At 57.0% G+C, this 22,722-nt stretch carries 23 protein-coding genes and 1 other annotated feature; of the genes, 16 read left to right on the top strand and 7 right to left on the bottom strand.

Features of this window, described 5'->3' with window-relative positions:
* The first annotated feature begins 40 nt into the window (after window positions 1–40).
* The 7 genes from yidA to QRN24_RS15415 all read left to right on the top strand — a co-directional run bounded on the left by yidA (window position 41) and on the right by QRN24_RS15415 (window position 7,081).
* Entirely contained in the window at window positions 41–853 is an 813-nt protein-coding gene (yidA, locus tag QRN24_RS15445) for a sugar-phosphatase (protein ID WP_020882751.1), read from the top strand.
* A gap of 226 nt (window positions 854–1,079) precedes the next feature.
* A complete protein-coding gene (gene dgoR / locus QRN24_RS15440; protein WP_006177594.1) occupies window positions 1,080–1,769 on the top strand; it encodes a D-galactonate utilization transcriptional regulator DgoR in 690 nt (229 codons plus the stop codon).
* Window positions 1,766–2,644 carry a 2-dehydro-3-deoxygalactonokinase gene (locus QRN24_RS15435; protein ID WP_014167962.1) on the top strand — a complete coding sequence of 293 codons (879 nt, stop codon included), beginning with the start codon at window positions 1,766–1,768 and terminating at the stop codon, window positions 2,642–2,644. The genes dgoR and QRN24_RS15435 overlap by 4 nt, the downstream gene beginning before the upstream one ends.
* Window positions 2,628–3,245, top strand: a complete 618-nt coding sequence (locus tag QRN24_RS15430; RefSeq protein WP_014167963.1) for a 2-dehydro-3-deoxy-6-phosphogalactonate aldolase — start codon at window positions 2,628–2,630, stop codon at window positions 3,243–3,245. Before QRN24_RS15435 ends, QRN24_RS15430 begins: the two co-directional genes overlap by 17 nt.
* On the top strand, window positions 3,242–4,390 hold the full coding sequence (gene dgoD, locus QRN24_RS15425; RefSeq protein ID WP_014167964.1) for a galactonate dehydratase: 1,149 nt from the start codon (window positions 3,242–3,244) through the stop codon (window positions 4,388–4,390). The genes QRN24_RS15430 and dgoD overlap by 4 nt, the downstream gene beginning before the upstream one ends.
* 72 nt (window positions 4,391–4,462) lie before the next feature.
* Window positions 4,463–5,800 carry an MFS transporter gene (locus QRN24_RS15420; RefSeq protein ID WP_078775102.1) on the top strand — a complete coding sequence of 446 codons (1,338 nt, stop codon included), beginning with the start codon at window positions 4,463–4,465 and terminating at the stop codon, window positions 5,798–5,800.
* A 51-nt stretch (window positions 5,801–5,851) separates the two neighbouring features.
* Window positions 5,852–7,081, top strand: coding sequence for a YidR family protein (locus QRN24_RS15415; protein ID WP_187393662.1), 1,230 nt, complete (start codon window positions 5,852–5,854; stop codon window positions 7,079–7,081).
* Between the two features lie 10 nt (window positions 7,082–7,091).
* On the opposite strand, the gene QRN24_RS15410 is transcribed toward QRN24_RS15415, so the two are convergent.
* Window positions 7,092–7,409 (bottom strand): YceK/YidQ family lipoprotein, encoded by a 318-nt coding sequence (locus QRN24_RS15410; protein WP_025202651.1) that lies wholly within the window; start codon window positions 7,407–7,409, stop codon window positions 7,092–7,094.
* 248 nt (window positions 7,410–7,657) lie between these two features.
* Window positions 7,658–7,730: a sequence feature (ROSE (Repression Of Heat Shock gene Expression) occurs in the 5'-region of heat shock genes and acts as an RNA thermometer to modulate expression.), on the top strand.
* On the opposite strand from QRN24_RS15410, the gene ibpA reads away from it, so the two are divergent.
* The 3 genes from ibpA to QRN24_RS15395 all read left to right on the top strand — a co-directional run bounded on the left by ibpA (window position 7,724) and on the right by QRN24_RS15395 (window position 10,513).
* Complete coding sequence (gene ibpA / locus QRN24_RS15405) at window positions 7,724–8,134, top strand: small heat shock chaperone IbpA (RefSeq protein ID WP_008500162.1); 411 nt, start codon at window positions 7,724–7,726, stop codon at window positions 8,132–8,134. (Overlaps the previous feature by 7 nt.)
* A gap of 136 nt (window positions 8,135–8,270) precedes the next feature.
* On the top strand, window positions 8,271–8,699 hold the full coding sequence (gene ibpB, locus QRN24_RS15400; RefSeq protein WP_025202652.1) for a small heat shock chaperone IbpB: 429 nt from the start codon (window positions 8,271–8,273) through the stop codon (window positions 8,697–8,699).
* A 152-nt stretch (window positions 8,700–8,851) separates the two neighbouring features.
* On the top strand, window positions 8,852–10,513 hold the full coding sequence (locus QRN24_RS15395) for a putative transporter (protein ID WP_020882744.1): 1,662 nt from the start codon (window positions 8,852–8,854) through the stop codon (window positions 10,511–10,513).
* Here the strand turns inward: QRN24_RS15395 and QRN24_RS15390 are convergent.
* Window positions 10,481–11,227 carry a GntR family transcriptional regulator gene (locus QRN24_RS15390; protein ID WP_014167973.1) on the bottom strand — a complete coding sequence of 249 codons (747 nt, stop codon included), beginning with the start codon at window positions 11,225–11,227 and terminating at the stop codon, window positions 10,481–10,483. The two genes, QRN24_RS15395 and QRN24_RS15390, sit on opposite strands and share 33 nt — an antisense overlap.
* Before the next feature lie 223 nt (window positions 11,228–11,450).
* Between QRN24_RS15390 and QRN24_RS15385 the strand changes: the two genes are divergently transcribed.
* The 4 genes from QRN24_RS15385 to QRN24_RS15370 all read left to right on the top strand — a co-directional run bounded on the left by QRN24_RS15385 (window position 11,451) and on the right by QRN24_RS15370 (window position 15,168).
* The gene (locus tag QRN24_RS15385) at window positions 11,451–13,073 is read left to right on the top strand and encodes an alpha-glucoside-specific PTS transporter subunit IIBC (protein ID WP_148576836.1); all 1,623 of its coding nucleotides are present in this window, start codon (window positions 11,451–11,453) and stop codon (window positions 13,071–13,073) included.
* Complete coding sequence (locus tag QRN24_RS15380; protein WP_014167975.1) at window positions 13,070–14,392, top strand: 6-phospho-alpha-glucosidase; 1,323 nt, start codon at window positions 13,070–13,072, stop codon at window positions 14,390–14,392. Before QRN24_RS15385 ends, QRN24_RS15380 begins: the two co-directional genes overlap by 4 nt.
* 91 nt (window positions 14,393–14,483) lie before the next feature.
* Window positions 14,484–14,831, top strand: a complete 348-nt coding sequence (locus QRN24_RS15375) for a YidH family protein (protein WP_020882741.1) — start codon at window positions 14,484–14,486, stop codon at window positions 14,829–14,831.
* On the top strand, window positions 14,821–15,168 hold the full coding sequence (locus tag QRN24_RS15370; protein ID WP_014167977.1) for a DUF202 domain-containing protein: 348 nt from the start codon (window positions 14,821–14,823) through the stop codon (window positions 15,166–15,168). Before QRN24_RS15375 ends, QRN24_RS15370 begins: the two co-directional genes overlap by 11 nt.
* Here QRN24_RS15370 and dsdA read toward each other — a convergent pair.
* Window positions 15,152–16,444: a D-serine ammonia-lyase gene (dsdA, locus tag QRN24_RS15365; RefSeq protein ID WP_032680040.1), complete on the bottom strand. Its 1,293-nt coding sequence runs from the start codon at window positions 16,442–16,444 to the stop codon at window positions 15,152–15,154. The two genes, QRN24_RS15370 and dsdA, sit on opposite strands and share 17 nt — an antisense overlap.
* A gap of 17 nt (window positions 16,445–16,461) precedes the next feature.
* Window positions 16,462–17,799: a D-serine transporter DsdX gene (gene dsdX, locus QRN24_RS15360; protein ID WP_014167979.1), complete on the bottom strand. Its 1,338-nt coding sequence runs from the start codon at window positions 17,797–17,799 to the stop codon at window positions 16,462–16,464.
* Between the two features lie 203 nt (window positions 17,800–18,002).
* Between dsdX and dsdC the strand changes: the two genes are divergently transcribed.
* Complete coding sequence (dsdC, locus tag QRN24_RS15355; RefSeq protein ID WP_047355944.1) at window positions 18,003–18,929, top strand: DNA-binding transcriptional regulator DsdC; 927 nt, start codon at window positions 18,003–18,005, stop codon at window positions 18,927–18,929.
* Between the two features lie 85 nt (window positions 18,930–19,014).
* Entirely contained in the window at window positions 19,015–20,103 is a 1,089-nt protein-coding gene (locus QRN24_RS15350; protein WP_284942866.1) for a cellulase family glycosylhydrolase, read from the top strand.
* On the opposite strand, the gene emrD is transcribed toward QRN24_RS15350, so the two are convergent.
* The 3 genes from emrD to QRN24_RS15335 form a co-directional block, all read right to left on the bottom strand.
* On the bottom strand, window positions 20,006–21,190 hold the full coding sequence (gene emrD, locus QRN24_RS15345) for a multidrug efflux MFS transporter EmrD (protein ID WP_020882737.1): 1,185 nt from the start codon (window positions 21,188–21,190) through the stop codon (window positions 20,006–20,008). The genes QRN24_RS15350 and emrD overlap by 98 nt on opposite strands.
* A 175-nt stretch (window positions 21,191–21,365) precedes the next feature.
* Entirely contained in the window at window positions 21,366–22,199 is an 834-nt protein-coding gene (locus tag QRN24_RS15340; RefSeq protein ID WP_073397505.1) for an EamA family transporter, read from the bottom strand.
* Window positions 22,200–22,261: 62 nt separating this feature from the next.
* The gene (locus tag QRN24_RS15335) at window positions 22,262–22,708 is read right to left on the bottom strand and encodes a GNAT family N-acetyltransferase (RefSeq protein ID WP_014167984.1); all 447 of its coding nucleotides are present in this window, start codon (window positions 22,706–22,708) and stop codon (window positions 22,262–22,264) included.
* Window positions 22,709–22,722: the final 14 nt, after the last annotated feature.

Genomic DNA, 22,722 nt, shown 5'->3' with positions numbered 1-22,722 from the left:
GCGTTAGCATGAGGCAGCACTCATTTATCCCGGGGACCCTATGGCTATCAAACTTATTGCTATCGACATGGACGGCACGCTGTTGCTGCCAGACCACACTATTTCTCCAGCCGTTAAAAACGCGATTGCCGCTGCGCGCGCAAAAGGCGTGAATGTGGTACTGACCACCGGTCGTCCGTATGCGGGCGTGCACAGCTACCTGAAAGAGCTGCATATGAATCAGCCGGGCGATTACTGCATTACCTATAACGGTGCGCTGGTACAGAAGGCGGCGGATGGCAGCACGGTGGCGCAAACCGCGCTGAACTATGACGATTACCTGTTCCTGGAAAAACTGTCCCGCGAGGTCGGTTCCCATTTCCACGCGCTCGATCGCAATACGCTCTATACCGCTAACCGTGATATCAGCTATTACACCGTACATGAATCCTATGTCGCGACGATCCCACTGGTGTTCTGCGAAGCTGAGAAAATGGATCCGGGCACCCAGTTCCTGAAAGTGATGATGATTGATGAGCCTGACATCCTGGATAAAGCGATTGCGCGCATTCCGGCTGAGGTAAAAGAGAAATACACCGTGCTGAAAAGTGCGCCGTACTTCCTCGAAATCCTGGATAAACGTGTCAATAAAGGCACCGGTGTGAAATCGCTGGCAGATACGCTGGGCATCAAACCGGACGAGATCATGGCGCTGGGCGATCAGGAAAACGACATTGCGATGATTGAATATGCGGGCATGGGTGTGGCAATGGACAATGCGATCCCGTCGGTGAAAGACGTGGCCAATTTCGTGACCAAATCTAACCTCGAAGACGGCGTCGCCTACGCGATCGAGAAATTTGTTCTGCAGTAACCGCGTTTCACGCTCATCAGCCTCGGTTATCAACCGGGGCTTTTTTTTGCGCTGAATTTATCGAATTGTTCTTTTTGTGATCTGGATTGTAGTACAACATTAATTGATTGTACTACATTACAGACACGGTAATGAAGAAAGGCGTCACGTTTGTACTGCAAAAGTGAGGCGAAATTCAGCGGTCGAGGTAAAGTAGTCCTGAACATACAGAGCATAAGGACTCTCCATGACTCTCAATAAAACCGATCGCATCGTCATCACGCTGGGCACCCAGATCGTGGGTGGAAAGTACGTTCCCGGTTCACCGCTGCCTGCTGAGGCAGAGCTGTGTGAGGAGTTTGAAACCTCGCGCAACATCATTCGGGAAGTGTTTCGCTCGCTCATGGCAAAGCGGCTGATTGAAATGAAGCGCTACCGCGGCGCCTTTGTCGCCCCGCGTAATCAGTGGAACTACCTCGACACCGATGTCCTGCAGTGGGTGCTGGAAAACGACTACGACCCAAGGCTGATTGGCGCGATGAGTGAGGTACGAAACCTGGTAGAGCCGGCCATCGCCCGTTGGGCTGCGGAACGTGCAACGTCAGGAGACCTGGCTCAGATTGAGTCCGCCCTGAACGACATGATTGCCAATAACCAGAACCGGGATGCGTTCAACGAAGCGGACATCCGCTATCACGAAGCGGTGCTGCAGTCGGTCCATAACCCGGTATTACAGCAGCTTAGCGTTGCCATCAGCTCGCTACAGCGCGCGGTATTTGAACGAACCTGGATGGGCGATGAGGCCAACATGCCAAAAACGCTCCAGGAACATAAAGCGCTGTTCGATGCTATCCGGCATCAGGACGGCGATGCGGCAGAGCAGGCGGCACTCACGATGATCGCCAGCTCGACACGAAGGTTGAAGGAAATCACATGACATCTCGCTACATCGCTATTGACTGGGGATCGACCAATCTGCGCGCCTGGCTGTATCAGGGCGAGCAGTGCCTGGAAAGCAGGCAATCAGAAGCAGGCGTGACGCGCCTGAACGGTAAATCCCCCGAGGCGGTGTTAGCAGAGGTGACACACAACTGGCGCGAGGGCGCCACGCCGGTGGTCATGGCGGGCATGGTGGGCAGTAACGTGGGCTGGAAGGTCGCGCCCTATCTGCCCGTACCTGCCGCGTTCGCTGCCATTGGCGAGCAGTTAACGTCCGTTGGTGACAATATCTGGATTATTCCAGGATTGTGCGTTTCCCGGAACGATAACCACAATGTGATGCGCGGCGAAGAGACCCAGCTCCTTGGCGCGCGCACGCTCTCTCCTTCTTCTGTCTACGTCATGCCCGGCACGCACTGTAAATGGGTGCAGGCCGACGCTGAGCACATCCACGATTTTCGCACCGTGATGACCGGTGAGCTGCACCACTTGCTGCTGACGCACTCGCTGGTGGGCGCGGGGTTGCCGGAGCAGGACGCTTCGCCCGAGGCCTTTGCCGCCGGGCTGGAGCGGGGTATCGCCAGCCCTGCCGTTTTGCCGCAACTTTTTGAAGTTCGCGCTTCGCATGTACTGGGCACGCTTCCCCGTACGCAGGTCAGCGAATTTTTATCGGGCCTGTTGATTGGCGCGGAAGTCGCCAGCCTGAGCGAGCAGTTCGCCGGGCAACAGACCATCACCCTCGTCGCGGGTTCATCGCTGACCTCTCGCTACCGCCAGGCGTTCAATGCCATCGGGCGGGACGTGGCAGCGGTAGAAGGCGACACGGCATTTCAGGCAGGAATAAGGAGCATCGCTCATGCAGTGGCAAACTAATCTTCCCCTCATCGCTATCCTGCGCGGCGTCACGCCCGACGAGGTTTTAGCGCACGTAGGCGCAGCGATCGACGCCGGTTTTGACGCCGTGGAAATACCGCTTAATTCCCCAGAGTGGGAAAAGAGCATCCCGGCGGTCGTGGACGCGTTTGGTGATAAGGCGTTGATTGGCGCTGGCACCGTTCTGCAACCGGAGCAGGTGGACCAGCTTGCGCAGATGGGCTGCAGGCTGATTGTGACGCCGAATATTCACCCTGAGGTGATCCGTCGCGCAGTGGGCTACGGCATGACCGTCTGCCCGGGATGCGCAACGGCAACAGAAGCGTTCGCGGCTCTCGATGCGGGCGCGCAGTCGCTCAAAATTTTCCCGTCATCGGCTTTTGGTCCGGCCTATATCAGCGCGCTGAAAGCGGTATTGCCCGCCAGCGTACCGGTCTTTGCCGTGGGGGGCGTGACGCCAGAAAACCTGGCGCAGTGGATCAACGCAGGTTGTGTCGGAGCGGGTCTGGGCAGCGATCTCTATCGCGCCGGGCAATCCGTCGAACGTACCGCACAGCAGGCGGCCGCATTTGTGAAAGCGTATCGAGAGGCAGTGAAATGAAAATAACCAAACTCACCACGTACCGTTTACCGCCGCGTTGGCTGTTCCTGAAAATCGAAACCGATGAAGGCGTGGTCGGCTGGGGCGAACCGGTCATTGAAGGGCGTGCGCGTACCGTGGAAGCGGCGGTGCATGAGCTGGGCGAGTACCTGACAGGACAAGATCCTGCCCGCATCAACGACCTGTGGCAGGTGATGTACCGCGCGGGTTTCTACCGGGGCGGACCGGTTCTGATGAGCGCCATCGCCGGTATCGACCAGGCGTTATGGGATATCAAAGGCAAAGTGCTGAATGCCCCGGTCTGGCAGCTGATGGGCGGCCTGGTGCGCGACAAAATCAAAGCGTACAGCTGGGTGGGCGGCGACCGTCCCGCGGAGGTAATCGACGGTATCAGGCAGTTGCGCAATATTGGTTTTGACACCTTTAAACTGAACGGCTGCGAAGAGATGGGCGTTATCGACAACGCACGGGCGGTAGACCGCGCGGTAAATACCGTGGCGCAGATCCGTGAAGCGTTCGGCAACGAGATTGAGTTTGGCCTGGACTTCCACGGTCGCGTCAGCGCGCCGATGGCCAAAGTGCTGATTAAAGAGCTGGAGCCGTACCGTCCGCTGTTTATCGAAGAGCCGGTGTTGGCCGAGCAGGCGGAGTACTACCCGAAACTGGCCGCTCAGACGCATATCCCGATTGCCGCCGGTGAGCGCATGTTCTCGCGCTTCGAGTTCAAACGCGTGCTGGAAGCTGGCGGCCTGGCGATATTGCAGCCGGATCTGTCGCATGCCGGCGGCATCACGGAATGCTACAAAATCGCCGGGATGGCGGAAGCCTACGACGTGGCGCTGGCACCGCATTGTCCGCTGGGGCCGATCGCACTGGCAGCCTGTCTGCACGTCGACTTTGTCTCGCGCAACGCGGTGTTCCAGGAACAGAGCATGGGCATTCACTATAACAAGGGCGCGGAACTGCTCGACTTTGTGAAAAACAAAGATGATTTCAGCATGGAAGGCGGTTTCTTTAAACCGTTAACGAAGCCGGGCCTTGGCGTGGATATCGACGAAGCCAAAGTCATTGAGCTGAGTAAAAACGCGCCGGACTGGCGCAACCCGTTATGGCGTCATGAAGATGGCTCTGTCGCTGAGTGGTAATTCAGCCAAAGCACATCGCCACTAAAAAGTAATTTCAACAATAACAAACACACCCTCTGTAAATTACAGGGCATGGTGAGCGGCTTCGCTATGCCCAAAATCTGGAGACAGATTGCGATGGATATTCCCGTTACTGCTGCAAAAACCGGGCGTCGGCGCTACCTGACGCTGGTCATGATTTTTATTACTGTGGTCATCTGTTACGTTGACCGCGCCAACCTTGCCGTGGCTTCAGCCCATATTCAGGAGGAGTTTGGGATCAGCAAAGCGGAAATGGGCTACGTCTTTTCGGCGTTTGCCTGGCTGTATACGCTGTGCCAGATCCCCGGCGGCTGGTTCCTTGACCGCGTCGGCTCGCGCCTGACCTATTTCATTGCCATCTTCGGCTGGTCGGTGGCGACCCTGTTCCAGGGCTTTGCCACCGGGCTGATGTCGCTGATTGGCCTGCGTGCGATCACCGGGATTTTCGAAGCCCCGGCGTTTCCGACCAATAACCGCATGGTGACCAGCTGGTTCCCGGAGCATGAACGCGCCTCGGCCGTTGGGTTCTACACCTCCGGGCAGTTTGTCGGCCTGGCGTTCCTGACGCCGCTGCTGATCTGGATCCAGGAACTGCTGAGCTGGCACTGGGTCTTTATTGTGACCGGAGGGATCGGCATTATCTGGTCGTTGATCTGGTTCAAGGTCTATCAACCGCCGCGTCTCACCAAAAGTATCAGCAACGCTGAACTGGACTATATCCGCGACGGTGGCGGTCTGGTGGATGGCGATGCGCCGGTGAAAAAAGAGGCGCGTCAGCCGCTGACCAAAGCCGACTGGAAGCTGGTTTTCCACCGCAAGCTGGTGGGGGTTTATCTGGGGCAGTTCGCGGTGACCTCCACGCTGTGGTTCTTCCTGACCTGGTTCCCGAACTATCTGACCCAGGAAAAAGGCATCACCGCGCTGAAGGCGGGCTTTATGACCACCGTACCGTTCCTGGCGGCCTTCTTTGGTGTGCTGCTTTCCGGCTGGCTGGCGGACAGGCTGGTGAAAAAAGGGTTCTCGCTGGGTGTCGCGCGTAAAACGCCTATTATCTGCGGGCTGCTGATCTCCACCTGCATCATGGGTGCAAACTACACCAACGATCCGGTCTGGATTATGACGCTGATGGCGATTGCGTTCTTCGGGAACGGTTTTGCCTCCATCACCTGGTCGCTGGTCTCCTCGCTGGCCCCGATGCGCCTGATTGGTCTGACCGGTGGCGTGTTCAACTTTGTCGGCGGCCTGGGGGGGATCACGGTTCCGCTGGTCATCGGTTATCTGGCTCAGGACTATGGCTTTGGCCCGGCACTGATCTATATCTCCGCAGTGGCCTTGCTCGGTGCGCTCTCCTATATCCTGCTGGTAGGTGACGTCAAACGTGTAGGCTAATTCCCCGCAATGTTTTACCCTGATGCGATAACTGCGCATCAGGGTAACGCCATGAAACAAATCACCTTCGCCTCCCGTCATCACCAGCTTACCAATATCAATACCTGGACGCCGGACAGCCAGTGGCTGGCCTACGATGTGCGTCCGTCCGGGGCATCGTTTACCGGTGAAACCATTGAGCGGGTCAATGTCATTACGGGTGACGTCGAGGTGATCTATCGCGCCAGTCACGGTGCGCATGTTGGCGTGGTGACCGTTCATCCGCAGCAGGACAAATATGTCTTTATCCACGGCCCGGAAAACCCGGATGCAGACTGGCACTACGATTTTCATCATCGTCAGGGCGTGGTTGTACACAACGGTCAGGTGAGTAACCTGGACGCCATGGATATCACGCCGCCTTATACCGCAGGCGCACTGCGTGGCGGCAGCCACGTGCACGTTTTTAGCCCTGACGGACAGTTCGTGAGTTTTACCTACAACGACCATGTATTGCATGAGCGTGACCCGAAGCTCGATTTACGCAACGTCGGCGTCGCAGCGCCTTTTGGCCCGGTAACGCCGCAAGGGACGCATCCACGTGAATATTCCGGCACCTTCTGGAGCGTGCTGGTGAGCCGCACGACGCCCGCGCCTCAGCCCGGCAGCGATGAGATCAACCGAGCCTATGAAGAGGGCTGGGTGGGCAATGACAGGCTGGCGTTTATCGGCGATACCGTGTCTGCGACAGGCGAGAAAGTGCCAGAACTGTTTATTGTGGATCTGCCCAACGACGAGCAGGGATGGAAACGCGCGGGCGATGCGCCGCTGCAGGGGACTCCTGAGACGCTGCCTGCGCCCCCGGCGGGTGTCATGCAGCGCCGGCTGACCTTTACCCACCAGCGGGCATTCCCGGGTCTGGTAAACGTGCCGCGTCACTGGGTGCGCTGTAACCCGCAGGGGACGCAGATTGCGTTTCTGATGCGTGATGATAAGGGTATTGTGCAGCTGTGGCTTATCGCTCCTGAGGGGGGCGAACCACGCCAGTTGACGCATAACGAAAGTGACATTCAGTCAGCATTTACCTGGCACCCTGCCGGTCACCGTCTTGGATTTGTGCTGGAAGAGCGGATTGCCTGCTGTGATGCGCAAACCGGAGAGGTGACGTTTTTGACGTCCGATCACGGCAATCCACCGTCTGGTGATGCGGTCGTGTTTTCCCCGGACGGGCGTTTTATTGCATGGATGGAAGAGACAGAAGGTTTCCGTCAGCTTTGGCTAACGGAAACCGGGCAGCGTTAACGCGTTGGCGTTAAGCGGGCGGAATGACGGAATTGGTGGCCAGATTTTGCTGCTCGCTTTTCTCTACCCGCGAGCGCACGGAGCTGTCCTTACGGAACATATCCCACGGCAGCAAAAGCGTATCGGCCACAGCCGTAAACGGCATATCCAGGATGACCAGGGATTTTGTGCCCCAGTTGGTATCGTCATCGGAGATCATCTCAGCGCTGGCACGCGTCCCCGGATATGTTCCTTCTTTACCGCCGGTGTGAGACATCACGCTCGAACACCCGCAAAGTAAAACAACCCCGCTGAACGTCGTCAGCTTTATCAGAACATTTTTCATCATCACTCAGTCATCGTTAATGGCACTGCATAAACCTGCAACTCAGGGTTATAGCGAGCCTCGTTCAAAATGGATAGCCCGATAACCCCGCACTGTGGCAGCCATCGCAATTTAACCCTTTGTGCTGTTGTCCCAGTCTAAGCGAGATGCACGAAAGTGCAAAAAAAAGTGCGCCTGCTGCGCTTGAAAAGACCGGTTCCAGACCCATTTTAAGAATGTAACCCGATAACGAACACGCCTGCGGGGTGTTCAGGGGCACACTGGCCTGTCCATGGTGGAAGGCTACAATTTCTCGCTGATTTCAGGAGCTTTTATTTATGCGTAACTTCGATCTTTCCCCGCTATACCGTTCTGCAATTGGTTTTGACCGCCTGTTTAACCATTTAGAAAATAACCAAAGCCAGAGCAACGGTTACCCTCCATACAATGTTGAACTGGTTGATGAAAACCACTACCGCATCGCCATTGCCGTCGCCGGTTTTGCAGAGAACGAACTGGAGATCACCGCGCAGGACAACCTGCTGGTGGTGAAAGGTTCACATACGGCCGAGCAGAAAGAACGTACCTACCTTTATCAGGGTATCGCCGAGCGCAACTTTGAACGCAAGTTCCAGTTAGCCGAGAACATTCACGTGAAAGGCGCGAACCTGGTCAACGGCCTGCTGTTTATCGAACTGGAACGTGTGATTCCGGAAGAGAAAAAACCGCGCCGTATCGAGATCAACTGATTATGCGGGTCGCGCGAGCGGCCCACCCAGAATTGCTTGCCGTAATGGGAGCATATGTGAATCCATGAGGATTTGCAGGAACAACTGCGCACAAAAATAAACTGTGCCGAACTCGCTTCTCAGAAGGAGATTTAGTATGCGTAACTACGATTTATCCCCCCTGCTGCGTCAGTGGATTGGTTTTGACAAACTGGCTAATGCCCTGCAAAGCACCACCGAGCAACAGACGTTTCCGCCGTACAACATCGAAAAAAGCGATGACAACCACTATCGCATCACCCTTGCGCTGGCCGGGTTCCGCCAGGACGATCTGGATATTCAGCTCGAAGGCACGCGCCTGACCGTGAAAGGTACGCCGGAAAAACAAGAAACCGAGACCAAATGGCTGCACCAGGGCCTGGTTAATCAGCCGTTTAGCCTGAGCTTTACTCTGGCTGACCATATGGAAGTGTCCGGCGCGACATTTACCAACGGGCTGCTGCATATCGACCTGACCCGCAACGTGCCGGAAGCCATTGCACCGCAGCGTATCGCCATTAGCGAGCGTCCTGCGCTGAACAGTTAACCCTCTGCGGGTTGTTGCCTCTCCCACAGGGAGAGGATGAAAAGATAACGCCCTGCCCCGGCAGGGCTTTTTTGTGCGCCATCGCCCATACAACCGCGTGCGGCTCTGAGAGAATCCTTAGCATAACTAAGGTTATGCACAGGAAGTGGATCATGAGTGATATCGCGTTAACCGTTAGCGTGTTGGCCCTGGTCGCAGTGGTGGGTCTGTGGATTGGCAATGTTAAAATCCGCGGCGTCGGATTTGGGATAGGCGGGGTGCTGTTCGGCGGGATTTTTGTTGGCCATTTTGCCGACCAGCTTGGGCTGGTGCTCAGCGCCGAAATGCTCCATTTCATCCAGGAATTCGGTCTGATCCTCTTCGTCTACACCATTGGTATTCAGGTGGGGCCTGGCTTTTTCGCTTCCCTTCGGGTCTCCGGATTACGGCTGAACCTGTTTGCCTTCGGCATTGTGGTGATGGGAGGGCTGGTCACCGCCATTCTGCATAAGCTCTTCGATATTCCGCTGCCGGTGGTGCTGGGTATTTTCTCCGGGGCGGTCACCAATACGCCTGCACTGGGTGCAGGGCAGCAAATTTTACGCGATCTTGGCATCTCTCCCGGTATTGTCGACCAGATGGGGATGAGCTACGCCATGGCCTATCCGTTTGGGATTTGTGGCATTCTGCTCTCCATGTGGCTGGTGCGGGTACTCTTTCGCATTAACGTCGAAAACGAGGCAAAAGACCACGAAACCACGCTCACCAACGGCCATATGCCGATCAAAACCATCAACATTCGCGTCGATAACCCCAACCTCAACAATATGGCGATTCAGGATGTGCCGATCCTGAACAGCGCCAATATTATCTGCTCACGCCTTAAACGTGACGATATGCTGATGGTACCTGCGCCCGGGACCATTATTCAGCAGGGTGACCTGCTGCACCTGGTCGGACAGCCCGGGGATTTAAATAACGCGCGGCTGGTGATTGGTCAGGAGGTGGAGACCTCGCTCTCCACGCGCGGCACCGATATGCGCGTAGAGCGCGTCGTGGTGACCAACGAGCACGTGCTTGGCAAGAAAATACGCGATTTGCAGGTTAAAGAGCGCTATGACGTCGTGATCTCCCGTCTTAACCGTGCTGGGGTGGAACTGGTCGCCAGCCCGGAAGCCAGCCTGCAGTTCGGCGATATCCTGAACCTGGTTGGGCGCCCGTCATCCATTGATGCGGTAGCGGACATGGTGGGTAACGCCCAGCAAAAACTGCAGCAGGTGCAGATGTTGCCGGTCTTTATCGGTATCGGGCTGGGAGTGCTGCTTGGCTCCATTCCGCTGTATGTCCCGGGTTTTCCGGTTGCGCTCAAGCTGGGCCTGGCGGGGGGACCGCTGATTATGGCGCTGATCCTCGGGCGTATCGGCTGTATCGGTAAGCTCTACTGGTTTATGCCGCCGAGCGCCAACCTGGCGCTGCGCGAGCTGGGGATTGTGCTGTTTCTGGCGGTGGTCGGCCTGAAATCCGGGGGCGATTTTATCGATACCCTGGTGAAGGGCGAGGGGATGAGCTGGGTCGGCTACGGGATATTTATCACGGCGATTCCGCTCCTGACGATGGGGATTCTGGCGCGGATGTTCGCCAAAATGAACTATCTGACGCTCTGCGGCATGCTCGCCGGATCAATGACTGACCCACCCGCACTGGCCTTTGCCAACAACCTGCACGCCACCAGCGGCGCGGCGGCGCTGTCATACGCCACGGTCTACCCGCTGGTGATGTTCCTGCGCATTATTACCCCGCAGCTACTGGCGGTGCTGTTCTGGGGGATGAGTTAGCAGATCGTCCGGGTGGATGCGCCGCAGATGGTAGTCCACCTGGTAATCACGGGTATTACGGAACATCACGGAATAATTGAGAAATTCGCCGCTGTCGCTGTAGGAGAGAGACGTTATCCGCAGCAGCGGCGTCTGTTCCGGCAGGTTCAGGTAACCGGCGAGCTGTTTATCTGCCAGCACCGGCGTCAGGCTCTCGTAGTTGCCACTGATGGTTATTCCGCACTCCTTCTCGATGTAATCAAACTTCGACCCCTCCAGATGTGCCAGTGAAAGCGTGCGGAACAGCTTCACGGGCATAAAGCTGTCCTCCAGCATCAGGGGTTTTCCGTCGACATAACGCACCCGGCGCGAGAAGTAGATGCGCTCATCCACCTGAATGCGGAGCTGGCTGGCGATAGCGGGCGGGGCGGGCATCACTTCGAACTGTAGCACCTTGCTCTGCACCTCTTTTCCCTGCTGGCGCAGCACCTCCACCAGCCCGGTCAGATTGGTGGTTTCGTGGTGGACATCTTTACGCGCCACGAATGTCCCGCTACCGTGTCGGCGTTCAACCAGCCCCCAGTTCACCAGCAGATCCAGCGCCTTTCGAATGGTCATCCGCGCCACGCCAAACTCCTGCGCCAGCGCTTTCTCACCCGGCAGCGGACTCCCGATATTGTAGTCCGACGAATTCAGCCGCAGCCGCAACCTGTCAGCGATAGATTTGTAGATCACCAGTAGACCTCTCTGCCCGTATTAACGCGTGGATTGCGTCCTGACATGTCCATATTAACAACGAAAAGTAGACCTGACTGGTCAAAATAAAACCATGAATGCGATCACGAATCGCAGCGGCACGTCATGTTCGCCCATGGGTAAATTCTTATGCTCACTTCAGGCCCAGCAAAAAATCATAAAGGCCTCTACCCCCTACAGGTTGTTACGTGAGGATTTAAAAATGCTCAGTCAAATACAACGTTTTGGCGGCGCCATGTTTACCCCGGTGTTGTTATTTCCCTTTGCCGGGATCGTGGTCGGGATCGCCATCATGCTTCGCAACCCGCTGTTTGTGGGCGAGGCCTTAACCGCCCCCGATAATCTGTTCGCGCAAATTGTTCACATCATTGAAGAGGGCGGCTGGGCGGTGTTTCGCAACATGCCGCTGATTTTTGCCGTGGGTTTACCGATTGGTCTGGCGAAGCAGGCGCAGGGCCGCGCCTGCCTGGCGGTGCTGATCAGTTTTCTGACCTGGAACTACTTTATCAATGCGATGGGGATGACATGGGGTCATTTCTTTGGCGTCAACTTCGCCGCTGAGCCCACTGCTGGCAGCGGACTGGCCATGATTGCCGGTATCAAAACGCTCGATACCAGCATCATTGGGGCGATTGTGATTTCGGGGATCGTCACCGCTATCCACAACCGCTATTTCGACAAGCAGTTGCCTGTTTTCCTGGGTATTTTTCAGGGCACCTCGTTTGTCGTTATCCTCGCGTTCTTTGTGATGATCCCCTGCGCCTGGCTGACGCTGATGGGCTGGCCGAAAGTGCAGCTCGGCATTGAGTCCCTGCAGGCCTTTTTACGCTCTGCCGGTGCGCTGGGGGTGTGGGTTTATACCTTCCTGGAACGCATTCTGATCCCTACCGGATTACACCACTTTGTCTACGGTCCGTTTATCTTTGGCCCGGCAGCGGTCGAGGGCGGCATCCAGGTTTATTGGGCGCAGCATCTTCAGGAATTTAGCCAAAGCACGCTGCCGCTGAAAACCCTGTTCCCGGAAGGCGGTTTTGCGCTTCATGGCAACGCCAAAGTGTTTGGCTCTGTCGGGATTGCGCTGGCGCTCTGGTACACCGCGTCACCGGAAAACCGCGTCAAAGTGGCAGGCCTGCTGATCCCGGCCACGCTGACCGCCGTGCTGGTGGGCATTACCGAGCCGCTGGAATTCACCTTCTTGTTCATTTCGCCGCTGCTGTTTGCCGTCCACGCCGTTCTGGCCGCCACGATGGCGACGGTGATGTACATCTTCGGCGTCGTGGGCAACATGGGCGGCGGACTGCTGGACCAGTTCCTGCCGCAAAACTGGATCCCCATGTTCCACAACCACGCCTCGACGGTATTCACCCAGATGGGTATCGGTCTTTGCTTCACCGGCCTCTATTTCGTGGTCTTCAAAACGCTGATTGAACGGCTGAACCTTAAAACCCCGGGCCGTGAAGAGAGCGAAGTCAAACTTTACAGCAAGGCGGATTATAAAGCGGCGCGCGGGCAAACCACCGCACCGGCTGCCGCCAGCCAGCAGGTTGGGCAAGCCGCCGGATTCCTGCAGGCGCTGGGCGGCGCGGCCAATATCGAAAGCATTAATAACTGCGCCACCCGCTTACGTATCGCGCTGGTCGACATGGCGCAAACCCAAAGCGACGACGTCTTTAAGGCCCTGGGCGCACACGGTGTGGTGCGACGCGGCAACGGCATTCAGGTGATTGTTGGACTGCACGTCCCTCAGGTGCGAGACCAGCTTGAATCGCTGATGAAAACCCCTTCAACAAACGAACAAACTACCCTGACAGAGGCTATATCATGAAAAAATTCTCAGTTGTCATTGCAGGCGGCGGCAGTACCTTCACGCCGGGTATCGTCCTGATGCTGTTAGCCAACCGTGACCGTTTTCCGCTGCGCGCGCTGAAATTCTATGACAACGACGGCGCACGTCAGGAGACCATCGCCGAGGCGTGCAAGATCATCCTTAAAGAGCAAGCTCCGGAGATTGAGTTTAGCTACACCACCGATCCTGAAGCGGCCTTTACCGACGTCGATTTTGTGATGGCACATATCCGCGTGGGGAAATACCCGATGCGTGAAAAAGACGAGAAAATCCCCCTGCGTCACGGTGTGCTGGGTCAGGAGACCTGCGGACCCGGCGGGATCGCCTACGGCATGCGCTCTATTGGCGGCGTGCTGGAGCTGGTCGATTACATGACGCAATACTCCCCGAATGCGTGGATGCTGAACTACTCGAACCCGGCGGCCATCGTGGCTGAAGCGACCCGTCGCCTGCGACCCAACGCCAAAATCCTCAACATCTGCGATATGCCCATCGGCATTGAAGGGCGTATGGCGCAGATAGTCGGCCTTAAAGACCGTAAAGAGATGCGCGTGCGTTACTACGGGCTGAACCACTTCGGATGGTGGACATCCATTGAAGATGCAAACGGCAATGATTTAATGCCGAAACTGCGCGAATATGTCGCGAAAAATGGCTATGTGCCGCCCTCTGACAATGCCCATACCGAAGCCAGCTGGAACGACACGTTCGCGAAGGCAAAAGATGTGCAGGCGCTGGATCCCGACACCATGCCAAACACCTATCTGAAATATTACCTGTTCCCGGACTACGTGGTCGCGCACTCCAATCCGGAACGCACGCGCGCTAACGAGGTGATGGATCACCGTGAGAAGCATGTGTTCAGCGCCTGCCGGGCGATTATCGAAGCCGGTGTATCGTCCGCCGGAGAGCTGGAAATCGACGAACATGCGTCGTACATCGTCGATCTGGCGACTGCGATTGCCTTCAACACTCAGGAGCGCATGCTGCTGATTGTGCCCAACAACGGTGCCATTCATAACTTTGATGCCGACGCGATGGTAGAAATTCCGTGCCTGGTCGGTCATAACGGGCCGGAGCCGTTAACGGTGGGCGATATTCCACACTTCCAGAAAGGGTTGATGAGCCAACAGGTAGCGGTGGAAAAACTGGTAGTGGATGCCTGGGAGCAGCGCTCGTACCAGAAATTGTGGCAGGCGATTACGCTGTCGAAAACGGTGCCGAGCGCCTCCGTTGCGAAAGCGATTCTGGATGACCTGATCGAGGCCAACAAAGCGTACTGGCCAGCGCTGCATTAATCGTCCTGACCGGCATCGCCCGATGCCGGTCTCCTTGTCCTTGTCGATTTACGCTATGCTGGAACCTGCCTGTAGCAGACAAGGAATCTTCATGAAAATTTCCCGCCTCGGTGAAGCCCCTGACTACCGCTTCTCGCTGGCTAATGAGCGTACGTTCCTCGCATGGATCCGCACCGCGTTGGGCTTTCTCGCCGCGGGTGTGGGGCTTGACCAGCTCGCGCCTGATTTTGCCACGCCGCTGATCCGCGAAGTGCTGGCGTTGCTGCTGTGCCTGTTTGCCGGCGTGCTGGCCATTTACGGCTACCTACGCTGGCTGCGTAACGAAAAGGCGATGCGGCTCAAGCAGGATCTCCCCTATACGCGTGGGTTACTCATCATCAGCATGATTTTGCTGGCGGTAGCGGGCGTGGTGATGGTGCTGGTGTTGTATGGTGGATAACCGCAAAGCGCGACGCGAAGCCGACCCCGGTCTGCAGCCGGAGCGGACGTCGCTGGCCTGGCTGCGTACGTTACTGGGGTATGGCGCGCTGATTGCCCTCGCCATCAAGCACAACTGGCATCGCACAGGCGTGCCATTCTGGATCTCACTGGTCGTGCTGGCGCTTGTGGCGATCGTTTTGTGGCGCTATACCCGCAGTCGCAACGTAATGGATGTGACGCAGGACGATTTTGTACAGCCGAAGGCGGTGCGCGATAAGTTCCTGATCGCCCTCGCGGTGCTGTCGTTGTCACTGCTGTTTGCGGTCACCCATCTGCAGTTTATTTTTTCCCTTTAGCCAGGTACTTCGCCATCTCGTCTTCCGGCACCATTCCGCCGCCGGTCGCCCAGACCAGATGGGTCGCGTTCGCGGATGCGACAGGAACACGCAGCGGCCCGGCCATGCCCGCCAGCGCCGACGGCTCAAGGCGAATGCCTTCTTCCTGCGCCAGCCAGCCGAGCATGTCGTACATGCTTTGATCGGAAAGGGTATAGAACCCGTCAAGGAGCCGCTCCATCGCCCGGCCCACAAAGCCAGACGCGCGTCCAACCGCCAGCCCGTCGGCGGCCGTCACGTTGTCGATACCCAGATCCTGCACGGCGATGGCATCATGCAGTCCGGTGTAGACCCCCAGCAGCATGCACGGGGAGTGCGTCGGCTCGGCGAAGAAACAGTGTACGTTATCGCCAAAGGCCAGCTTCAGGCCAAACGCCACGCCGCCAGGACCGCCACCGACGCCACAAGGCAAATAGACGTACAGCGGATGTTCCGCATCCACCACGCGACCCTGTGCGGCAAACTGCGCTTTTAGCCGCTCGCCTGCCACCGCATAGCCGAGGAACAGCGTGCGGGAGTTCTCATCGTCGATAAAGAAACAGTTCGGATCGCTCTCCGCGGCCTTACGTCCTTGCTCCACCGCCACGCCGTAATCCTGCTCATATTCCACGACGATCACACCGTGGCTGCGCAGTTTGGCTTTTTTCCACTCACGGGCATCGGCAGACATGTGCACCGTAACCTGAAAGCCGATGCGCGCGCTCATGATGCCAATGGACATCCCGAGGTTGCCGGTGGATCCCACCGCGATACTGTACTGGCTGAAGAACGCTTTAAAACGCGGTTCCAGCAGGATGCTGTAATCGTCTTCGACGCTCAGCAACCCTGCTTCCAGCGCCAGTTTCTCGGCGTGAGTCAGCACTTCATAGATGCCCCCGCGCGCTTTGATGGAGCCAGAGATAGGCAGATGACTGTCTTTTTTCAGCAGCAGCGTGCCGGGAATGGCCACCCCCGATTCGTTCTCCAGCCTTTTCTGCATCGCCGGGATAGCCACCAGCTCGGACTCGATAATCCCCTGTGTGGCCGCCGTTTCGGGGAACGCTTTTGCCAGATACGGCGCAAAGCGGTTAAGGCGTGCATGCGCATCGTCCACATCGGCTTTGCTCAGCCCGACATACGGCAACCCTTCAGCAAGCGAGGTGGTGCGCGGGTTTAGCCAGGTGGTCTCTTTCAGGGCAATCAGATCCTCAATCAGAGGGAACTGTGCGGTTAAGGTGCTGATAGTTGCGTTTTCCATAGTACGTCTCTTCGCGCTCAGATAATGAAAGAAAGCAGGAATGTGCTGCCAAGTGCAAGTACCGAGGCGATAAACGTCGCCGTCGTATAGTACTTCAGGGTCTCGTTCAGGCTGGCACCGCAGTACTGCTTCACCAGCCAGAAGAGGGAATCGGTCACGATCGTGCAGCCAATGGCACCGGAACCGATGGCAATGGTGATGATCTCCGGACTGACGTTGGGATAGAGCGGCAGCATGGGTGCGACGATGGCAGTTGCACCCATCATCGCCACCGTGGCCGACCCCACCGCCGCGTGCAGAACCAGCGCCACCAGCCACGCGAGCAGGATCGGGTGCATATTCAGGTTCGACAGAATGTGCGCCAGGGTATCGGCCAGGCCGCTGGTTTTGAGGATGGCGTTAAACGCGCCGCCCGCGCCGATAATCAACAGAATGTTGGCGATGGCGCCAAAGCCATGCTCGGTATGGGTCAGCATCGTACCCATCCCCATATGCTGGCGCAGCCCCAGCAGGTAATAGGCGACGAACACGGCGATGAACATGGCGGTGATCGGGTTACCGATAAATTCCAGCAGCGTATACAGCGTGCCTTCTCTTGCCATATTCAGCTCGGCGAGGGTCTTCACCAGCATCAGGCCGATGGGCAGCAGCACGGTAAACAGCGTGGCTCCCAGCGAGGGCAGCGTGTGTTCTTCACGAACGTTGAGGTCAGAAAATTCAGCCGGGACGGCTTTGAAGGGCAGGCGATCGCCCAGCAATTTCAGGAACAGCGGGCCGCCAACCAGTGAGGCCAGCAGGCCAACCATCAGACCGTAGACGATAACCGTCCCCACGTCCGCCCCCAGCTTATTCGTGACAAACAGTGCTGCCGGGTGCGGCGGAACCACGCAGTGCACCGCCATCAGCGCGGTACAGAGGGGAATGGCCAGCTTCAGCAGCGAGGTATGGGTCTTTTTGGCGATGGAGAAGGCCAGCGGGATAAGCAGGACGACGCCGACTTCAACAAACAGCGTAATGCCGCAGATAAGCCCCACCAGTACCATGATGACATCAGCTGACAGCCAGCGGCAACGCTGAAGCGCTATCCCAATGCGTTCTGCCGCACCGGACACCTCCATCATTTTGCCGAGGATGGTGCCAAGCCCGATCACCGCCGCCAGGAAGCCGAGCGTGCCGCCAATACCGCTTTCAATGGCATTCACCATGTCCAGCGGGCGCATTCCCATCATGGCACCGACAAAAAAGCTCGCCAGCAGCAACGCCAGGAACGGGTGAAACTTCAGTTTTACGATAGTTAATACGATTAACGCGATGCTGATGAGCAGCGTCGCCACAACCCAGACCTGAGCACCCATATCTCACCTCACCCTTATGTTATTTACGGGTATTGGACGAAAAATCAGCGGGTGCTGACAAACGATATAAATTGCCTTTCAGGTGAGCCAGATTGGATCAAACGCGTGACTGGACTCAAAAAAGCGCACTTAATGCGTATTTGGTTCACATAAATTCAACTTTGAGCGGTATTCTGAGCAGCAAAGTCCGTGTGAGAAGTGCGATGAATGACGCAAATGAAGGTCGAAACCGGCTGTTAAACGGCTGGCAACTGTCAAAAATGTATACGTTTGAAGTGGCCGCCCGCCACGAGTCCTTCGCGCTGGCGGCGGAGGAGCTGTCGCTCAGCCCCAGTGCGGTGAGCCACCGTATCAACCTGCTGGAAGAGGAGTTAGGGATAGCGCTGTTTGTCCGCTCCCACCGTAAAGTGGAGCTGACGCAGGAGGGAAAACGCGTCTACTGGACGCTGAAATCGTCGCTGGATACGTTGAACCAGGAGATCCTGGATATCAAGAACCAGGCGCTGTCCGGCACGTTGACGGTTTACTCTCGCCCGTCGATTGCCCAGTGCTGGCTTGTTCCTATGCTCGGGGATTTCACCCGGCGTTATCCCGCGATCTCGCTGACCATCCTGACCGGCAATGAAAACGTCAATATGCAGCGAACCGGTATCGATCTGGCGCTCTATTTCGACGATACGCCGCCAGCCAATTTGACGCATCACTTCCTGATGGACGAGGCGATTTTACCCGTCTGCTCGCCGGCGTATGCCCGGGAACATGACCTGCTGAAAAATCCCGGCCACCTCAGCCACTGTACGCTCCTGCACGATCGCCAGGCCTGGAGCAACGATTCCGGTACCGACGAATGGCTCAGCTGGGCGGCACATTTTGCAGTGAACATGCCATCATCATCGGGCATTGGCTTCGATCGTTCTGATTTAGCGATTGTCGCGGCAATGAACCATGTCGGGGTCGCGATGGGGCGAAAACGGCTGGTACAAAAGCGGCTCGAACGCGGTGAGTTGATTGCACCGTTTGGGGAGAAAACGCTTAAATGCCATCAGCATTACTACATGTCGACCCTGCCAGGACGACAGTGGCCGAAAATTGATGCCTTTATTAGCTGGCTGAGAGAACTGGCTGGCTGAAGAATTATTACGCTTTGGCGCTACACCAAATGTGAAAAAGCGTGCTAAATACAGGTAATGCTTTTGATTTCTCGCAAGGTACACCGTGTTAAAGCCTTTGATTGCCACTGCGTTACTGTTCTCTTCCGGCTGGGTGATTGCCGCTGAGCCACCGCTGACGGCTGCGCTTTATGCGCAAAAGCTGGGCGTGGGGATGGACGTGGACTGGGCGCGCACCGAGCGCGGCATTCGGGAGTTCGATCCGCTGGTGGTTCGCGATTTTCGTGCGAAGGGTATCAGCCATGTGCGTATCCGCGTGGCCGATGAACCGACGGAGGCGCGGCTGATTCATCTGCGTAAGCTGGTGGAAGCCTGCGAGCAATACGGGGTGATCCCGATTATCGCTTATCAGGCCGATGAATATAAAAACGACCCGAAAGCCGAGACGGAAAAAGAGGTGATTAACTGGTGGATTGCCGTGGCGCACTACTTCGGCCAAAGCTATCCCCTGCTGGGTTTTGACCTGATTTATGAACCGGCGGACAAGCTCAACCATAACGCCGCGTCGCTTAACCGGGTTTATGAGAAAACCGTCAAAGACATTCATGCAATTGATGCTAATCGCATGATCTTCATCGCGCCACGTCTGCGGGCTGCGCCAGAGGATCTCCCCAGCCTGAAACTCCCGGCGCACAGCCAAAATTATCTGCTGGCGGAGTGGCACATTTTCCCGTGGGGTCCGCTAAAGAGTAACGGTAAATATCCGTGGACGTCCGGGACGGTGGCGGAGAAAGCGGCTATCCATAATCGCATTGCGACCGCGCTGCACTGGCAGCAAAAAACCGGTCACGTCAGCTGGGTGGGCGGCTGGGGCGTAGGTGAATCAACTCACTTCACCCCCACCGCATCGCAAATGGCGTTTGCCTCGTTTATGGCCTGCGAACTGCAAAAGGCCAACATTCCCTACGCTATCAACGCGGATATTCAGTTTTACGACGGGGAAGAGGGCGCCTGGCGTCCTGCGCCAGAGCCGCTGCTGCAGACCATGATCGCGCCTGTTTGTGAAAAGCCCGGCGAGAAGCCGGGCCATCATGCGGTTAAACCGGCTGCTCGTGATGGGGAACACGCGACGCCAGCGGCAGCCAGCACAGTAAAATCAGCAGCCCCATCAGCGTCATCAGCAAACCCAGACTAGCCTGGCCAGTTTGCGGCATCATCGCCGAGAGCCAGGCCAGCGCGCCGGAACCGATGTTCTGCAGTCCCCCCACCAGTGCGCCCGCCGTGCCTGCGAGGAACGGGAACGGCTCCATTGCGCCGCTGGTGGCGAGCGGGAACAGCATCCCCGCGCCGAAGAAGAACAGCGCCGCCGGGATCAGCAGCGTCCAGACGGTCATCACACCAAACAGCCCCGGGATCCACATCATCAGACCTGCCAGCAGGCAGCTGATCACCGACTGCCACATCAGCGTTGAGAAACGCTTGTTCTGACGGCCGGCAAACCAGGCACCAAAGAACGCGGCCGGGATGGGCAGAATAAACAGGATACTGACCACCATGCTGCTCAGGCCAAGCCCGGCACCCAGCAGCACGCCGGAGCAGGCTTCAAACACGGCAATACCCGCCAGGCCACCAACCAGCATCAGCAGATAACAGGTAAACGCGCCGTTACCGAACAGCGTTTTATAGCTGGTGATAAGGCGGGTGCGTGGCGCGTCCGTTGGCCGGGTTTCCGGCATCCACCGCGCCATGCTGAAGGTCACAATTACGCACAGCACCAGCAGGAAAGCGTAGCAGGCACGCCAGGACCACATCGTATCGAGCAGGCCACCAATCAGCGGCGCCAGCAGCGGGCTCACCAGAATCCCCATATTTAACAAACTGTTGGCATGGCGGAGCTGGGTGCCCTGATAGAGATCGCGTGGCAGGGTTCGCGCCATCACCCCTCCGACGCCGGTGCCGACACCCTGCAGGGCGCTGGCGGCAATCAATATGGTCAGGTTATGGGTGGTAATGGCAATCACCGTCGCCACCATGAAAATGGACATACCCACCAGAATCACCGGGCGACGCCCGACGCGGTCAGACAGCGGTCCATAGAACAGCTGCGAAACGCCATAGGTCAGCAGATAAGCTGCCATTACGCTCTGTACTGCGCCCTCGCGGACGTTAAGTTCCTTTGCCATATCGGCGATCGCCGGAATGTAGATGGTTTGCGCCATCTGACCGACGGCCACCAGTAACACCAGCATCAACAATAAGTTAACGTTCCTGTGTTTTTTCATGTCGCTGAATACTTTTGCCAAAAGAGAGAAATAAAGAATAAGTGACTACGCATTCCCATAAATGCGCGAGGAATCTACCACAGAGAGATGACAAATTAAGCATTCCTGTGATGAATGTCAGAAGGGGCAAAGGCAGGATTTGTAAACAAGATCGGCAACTAATGTTGCCAGTGATTTATGCCAGGCGCAGCAGGATCGCCCCGCCCGCAATTCCCACTGCGGCCGCGATACGCAGGCCCGCAACCTTCTCTTTTAACAGCACAAATGCGATCAGCGCCCCGAAGAGGATGGATGTTTCACGCAGGGCGGCGACCACGGCCAGCGGAGCCTGGGTCATCGCCCAGAGCGCCAGCCCGTAAGAGCCCATGGTGCCGATACCCCCGAGCAGCCCTTTTTTCCAGTGCGTACGCAGGTATCTGGAAGCTTCGCGTCGGCGCGCCAACATCGCCCAGAAGAGCAGGCAAAAACCATTCATAAAGAAGGTCCATAGCGTATAGCCCAGCGCGGTGTCTGATAACCGCACGCCGGTGCCGTCGACCAGCGTATACCCGGCGATAAAGCAGGCATTGAGCAGTGCAAGCCAGACCCCCTTACGCGACGTCATGCGGCCGTTCATGGCCATAGCCAGAATCGACAGGCAGATCACGGCGATGCCTGACCACGCGAGCCATGACAGGCTATCTCCCAGCACCAGCACGCTTATCAATGCCACCAGCAGCGGTGCCGTACCGCGCATCAGCGGATAGGTCTGGCTCATATCGGAGACCTGGTAGGTCTTTGCAACCAGCACCGTGTACACCACCTGCAGCGCGCAGGAGACCCCTAAAAACGGCCAGCTGGCAGCAGACGGCTGTGGGGAGAAGGGCAGTAATACCAGGGCGATAAACGCGGCGGAACCGCTAACGCTGATTGCTGAATAGAGCTTGTCTGTACCGGCTTTAACAATGGCGTTCCAGCTGGCATGCAGCAGCGCGGCGAACAGTAAAATGCAAAAGACGGTAATGGTCATGGCGTATCTGGCGGTGAATTGTCACTCAACTGTAACATTCACAACCTGATGCTGCCAGCCGGTCACACCGCGCAAAACAGACGGTGTGTGACCCGTGGTTCATCCGAGACCAGCGTAAAGCCCGCCTGATGATAAAACCCGTATGCAGCGTCCGGCGCGTGGGTGTTGAGAAAATCAAACCAGATGCTGGCATCGGCCATTACCACGGTCAGAAGCTGCTTACCAATGCCCAGCCCGCGGCACTTCTCGCTGACGTAGAGATGACGAATGCGGCCGGCGCGCGGCTGCTGGCTGAAGGGATCGCGGTTAAGACCGCATACGCCCACCAGCTTGCCGTTCAAAAAGGCGCCCAGCAGCTTTTCGCCCGGTGCGTTAAAACGGTTTTCACCGCGCTGCCAGTTCTCTTCCAGCCGGCGCAGCATGTTGAAATTCGATGCGATACTTTCGGCCTTTAAGGCGATATAGCCAGGTTCTTCTGGCGTGACAGGCTCAATTAACAGACGCGACATAGCATTCCCTCGTT

The sequence above is a fragment of the Enterobacter sp. MEB024 genome (assembly GCF_030209635.1).
GTDB classification, from domain to species: domain Bacteria; phylum Pseudomonadota; class Gammaproteobacteria; order Enterobacterales; family Enterobacteriaceae; genus Enterobacter; species Enterobacter ludwigii.
Note: the sequence above shows the minus strand (reverse complement) of the source record. Positions and strands in the feature narration are given on the sequence as shown.

What these genes read in the sequence shown, in the direction of transcription:
- dgoD (WP_014167964.1), top strand. Translation starts at nt 3,242, where the DNA reads ATGAAAATAACCAAACTCACCACGTACCGTTTACCGCCGCGTTGGCTG.
- QRN24_RS15435 (WP_014167962.1), top strand. Translation starts at nt 1,766, where the DNA reads ATGACATCTCGCTACATCGCTATTGACTGGGGATCGACCAATCTGCGC.
- yidA (WP_020882751.1), top strand. Translation starts at nt 41, where the DNA reads ATGGCTATCAAACTTATTGCTATCGACATGGACGGCACGCTGTTGCTG.
- dsdC (WP_047355944.1), top strand. Translation starts at nt 18,003, where the DNA reads ATGAATGACGCAAATGAAGGTCGAAACCGGCTGTTAAACGGCTGGCAA.
- dgoR (WP_006177594.1), top strand. Translation starts at nt 1,080, where the DNA reads ATGACTCTCAATAAAACCGATCGCATCGTCATCACGCTGGGCACCCAG.
- QRN24_RS15375 (WP_020882741.1), top strand. Translation starts at nt 14,484, where the DNA reads ATGAAAATTTCCCGCCTCGGTGAAGCCCCTGACTACCGCTTCTCGCTG.
- ibpA (WP_008500162.1), top strand. Translation starts at nt 7,724, where the DNA reads ATGCGTAACTTCGATCTTTCCCCGCTATACCGTTCTGCAATTGGTTTT.
- QRN24_RS15395 (WP_020882744.1), top strand. Translation starts at nt 8,852, where the DNA reads ATGAGTGATATCGCGTTAACCGTTAGCGTGTTGGCCCTGGTCGCAGTG.
- QRN24_RS15410 (WP_025202651.1), bottom strand. Translation starts at nt 7,409, where the DNA reads ATGATGAAAAATGTTCTGATAAAGCTGACGACGTTCAGCGGGGTTGTT.
- QRN24_RS15420 (WP_078775102.1), top strand. Translation starts at nt 4,463, where the DNA reads ATGGTGAGCGGCTTCGCTATGCCCAAAATCTGGAGACAGATTGCGATG.
- QRN24_RS15385 (WP_148576836.1), top strand. Translation starts at nt 11,451, where the DNA reads ATGCTCAGTCAAATACAACGTTTTGGCGGCGCCATGTTTACCCCGGTG.
- QRN24_RS15380 (WP_014167975.1), top strand. Translation starts at nt 13,070, where the DNA reads ATGAAAAAATTCTCAGTTGTCATTGCAGGCGGCGGCAGTACCTTCACG.
- QRN24_RS15430 (WP_014167963.1), top strand. Translation starts at nt 2,628, where the DNA reads ATGCAGTGGCAAACTAATCTTCCCCTCATCGCTATCCTGCGCGGCGTC.
- dsdA (WP_032680040.1), bottom strand. Translation starts at nt 16,444, where the DNA reads ATGGAAAACGCAACTATCAGCACCTTAACCGCACAGTTCCCTCTGATT.
- dsdX (WP_014167979.1), bottom strand. Translation starts at nt 17,799, where the DNA reads ATGGGTGCTCAGGTCTGGGTTGTGGCGACGCTGCTCATCAGCATCGCG.
- QRN24_RS15370 (WP_014167977.1), top strand. Translation starts at nt 14,821, where the DNA reads ATGGTGGATAACCGCAAAGCGCGACGCGAAGCCGACCCCGGTCTGCAG.
- ibpB (WP_025202652.1), top strand. Translation starts at nt 8,271, where the DNA reads ATGCGTAACTACGATTTATCCCCCCTGCTGCGTCAGTGGATTGGTTTT.
- QRN24_RS15340 (WP_073397505.1), bottom strand. Translation starts at nt 22,199, where the DNA reads ATGACCATTACCGTCTTTTGCATTTTACTGTTCGCCGCGCTGCTGCAT.
- QRN24_RS15335 (WP_014167984.1), bottom strand. Translation starts at nt 22,708, where the DNA reads ATGTCGCGTCTGTTAATTGAGCCTGTCACGCCAGAAGAACCTGGCTAT.
- QRN24_RS15415 (WP_187393662.1), top strand. Translation starts at nt 5,852, where the DNA reads ATGAAACAAATCACCTTCGCCTCCCGTCATCACCAGCTTACCAATATC.
- emrD (WP_020882737.1), bottom strand. Translation starts at nt 21,190, where the DNA reads ATGAAAAAACACAGGAACGTTAACTTATTGTTGATGCTGGTGTTACTG.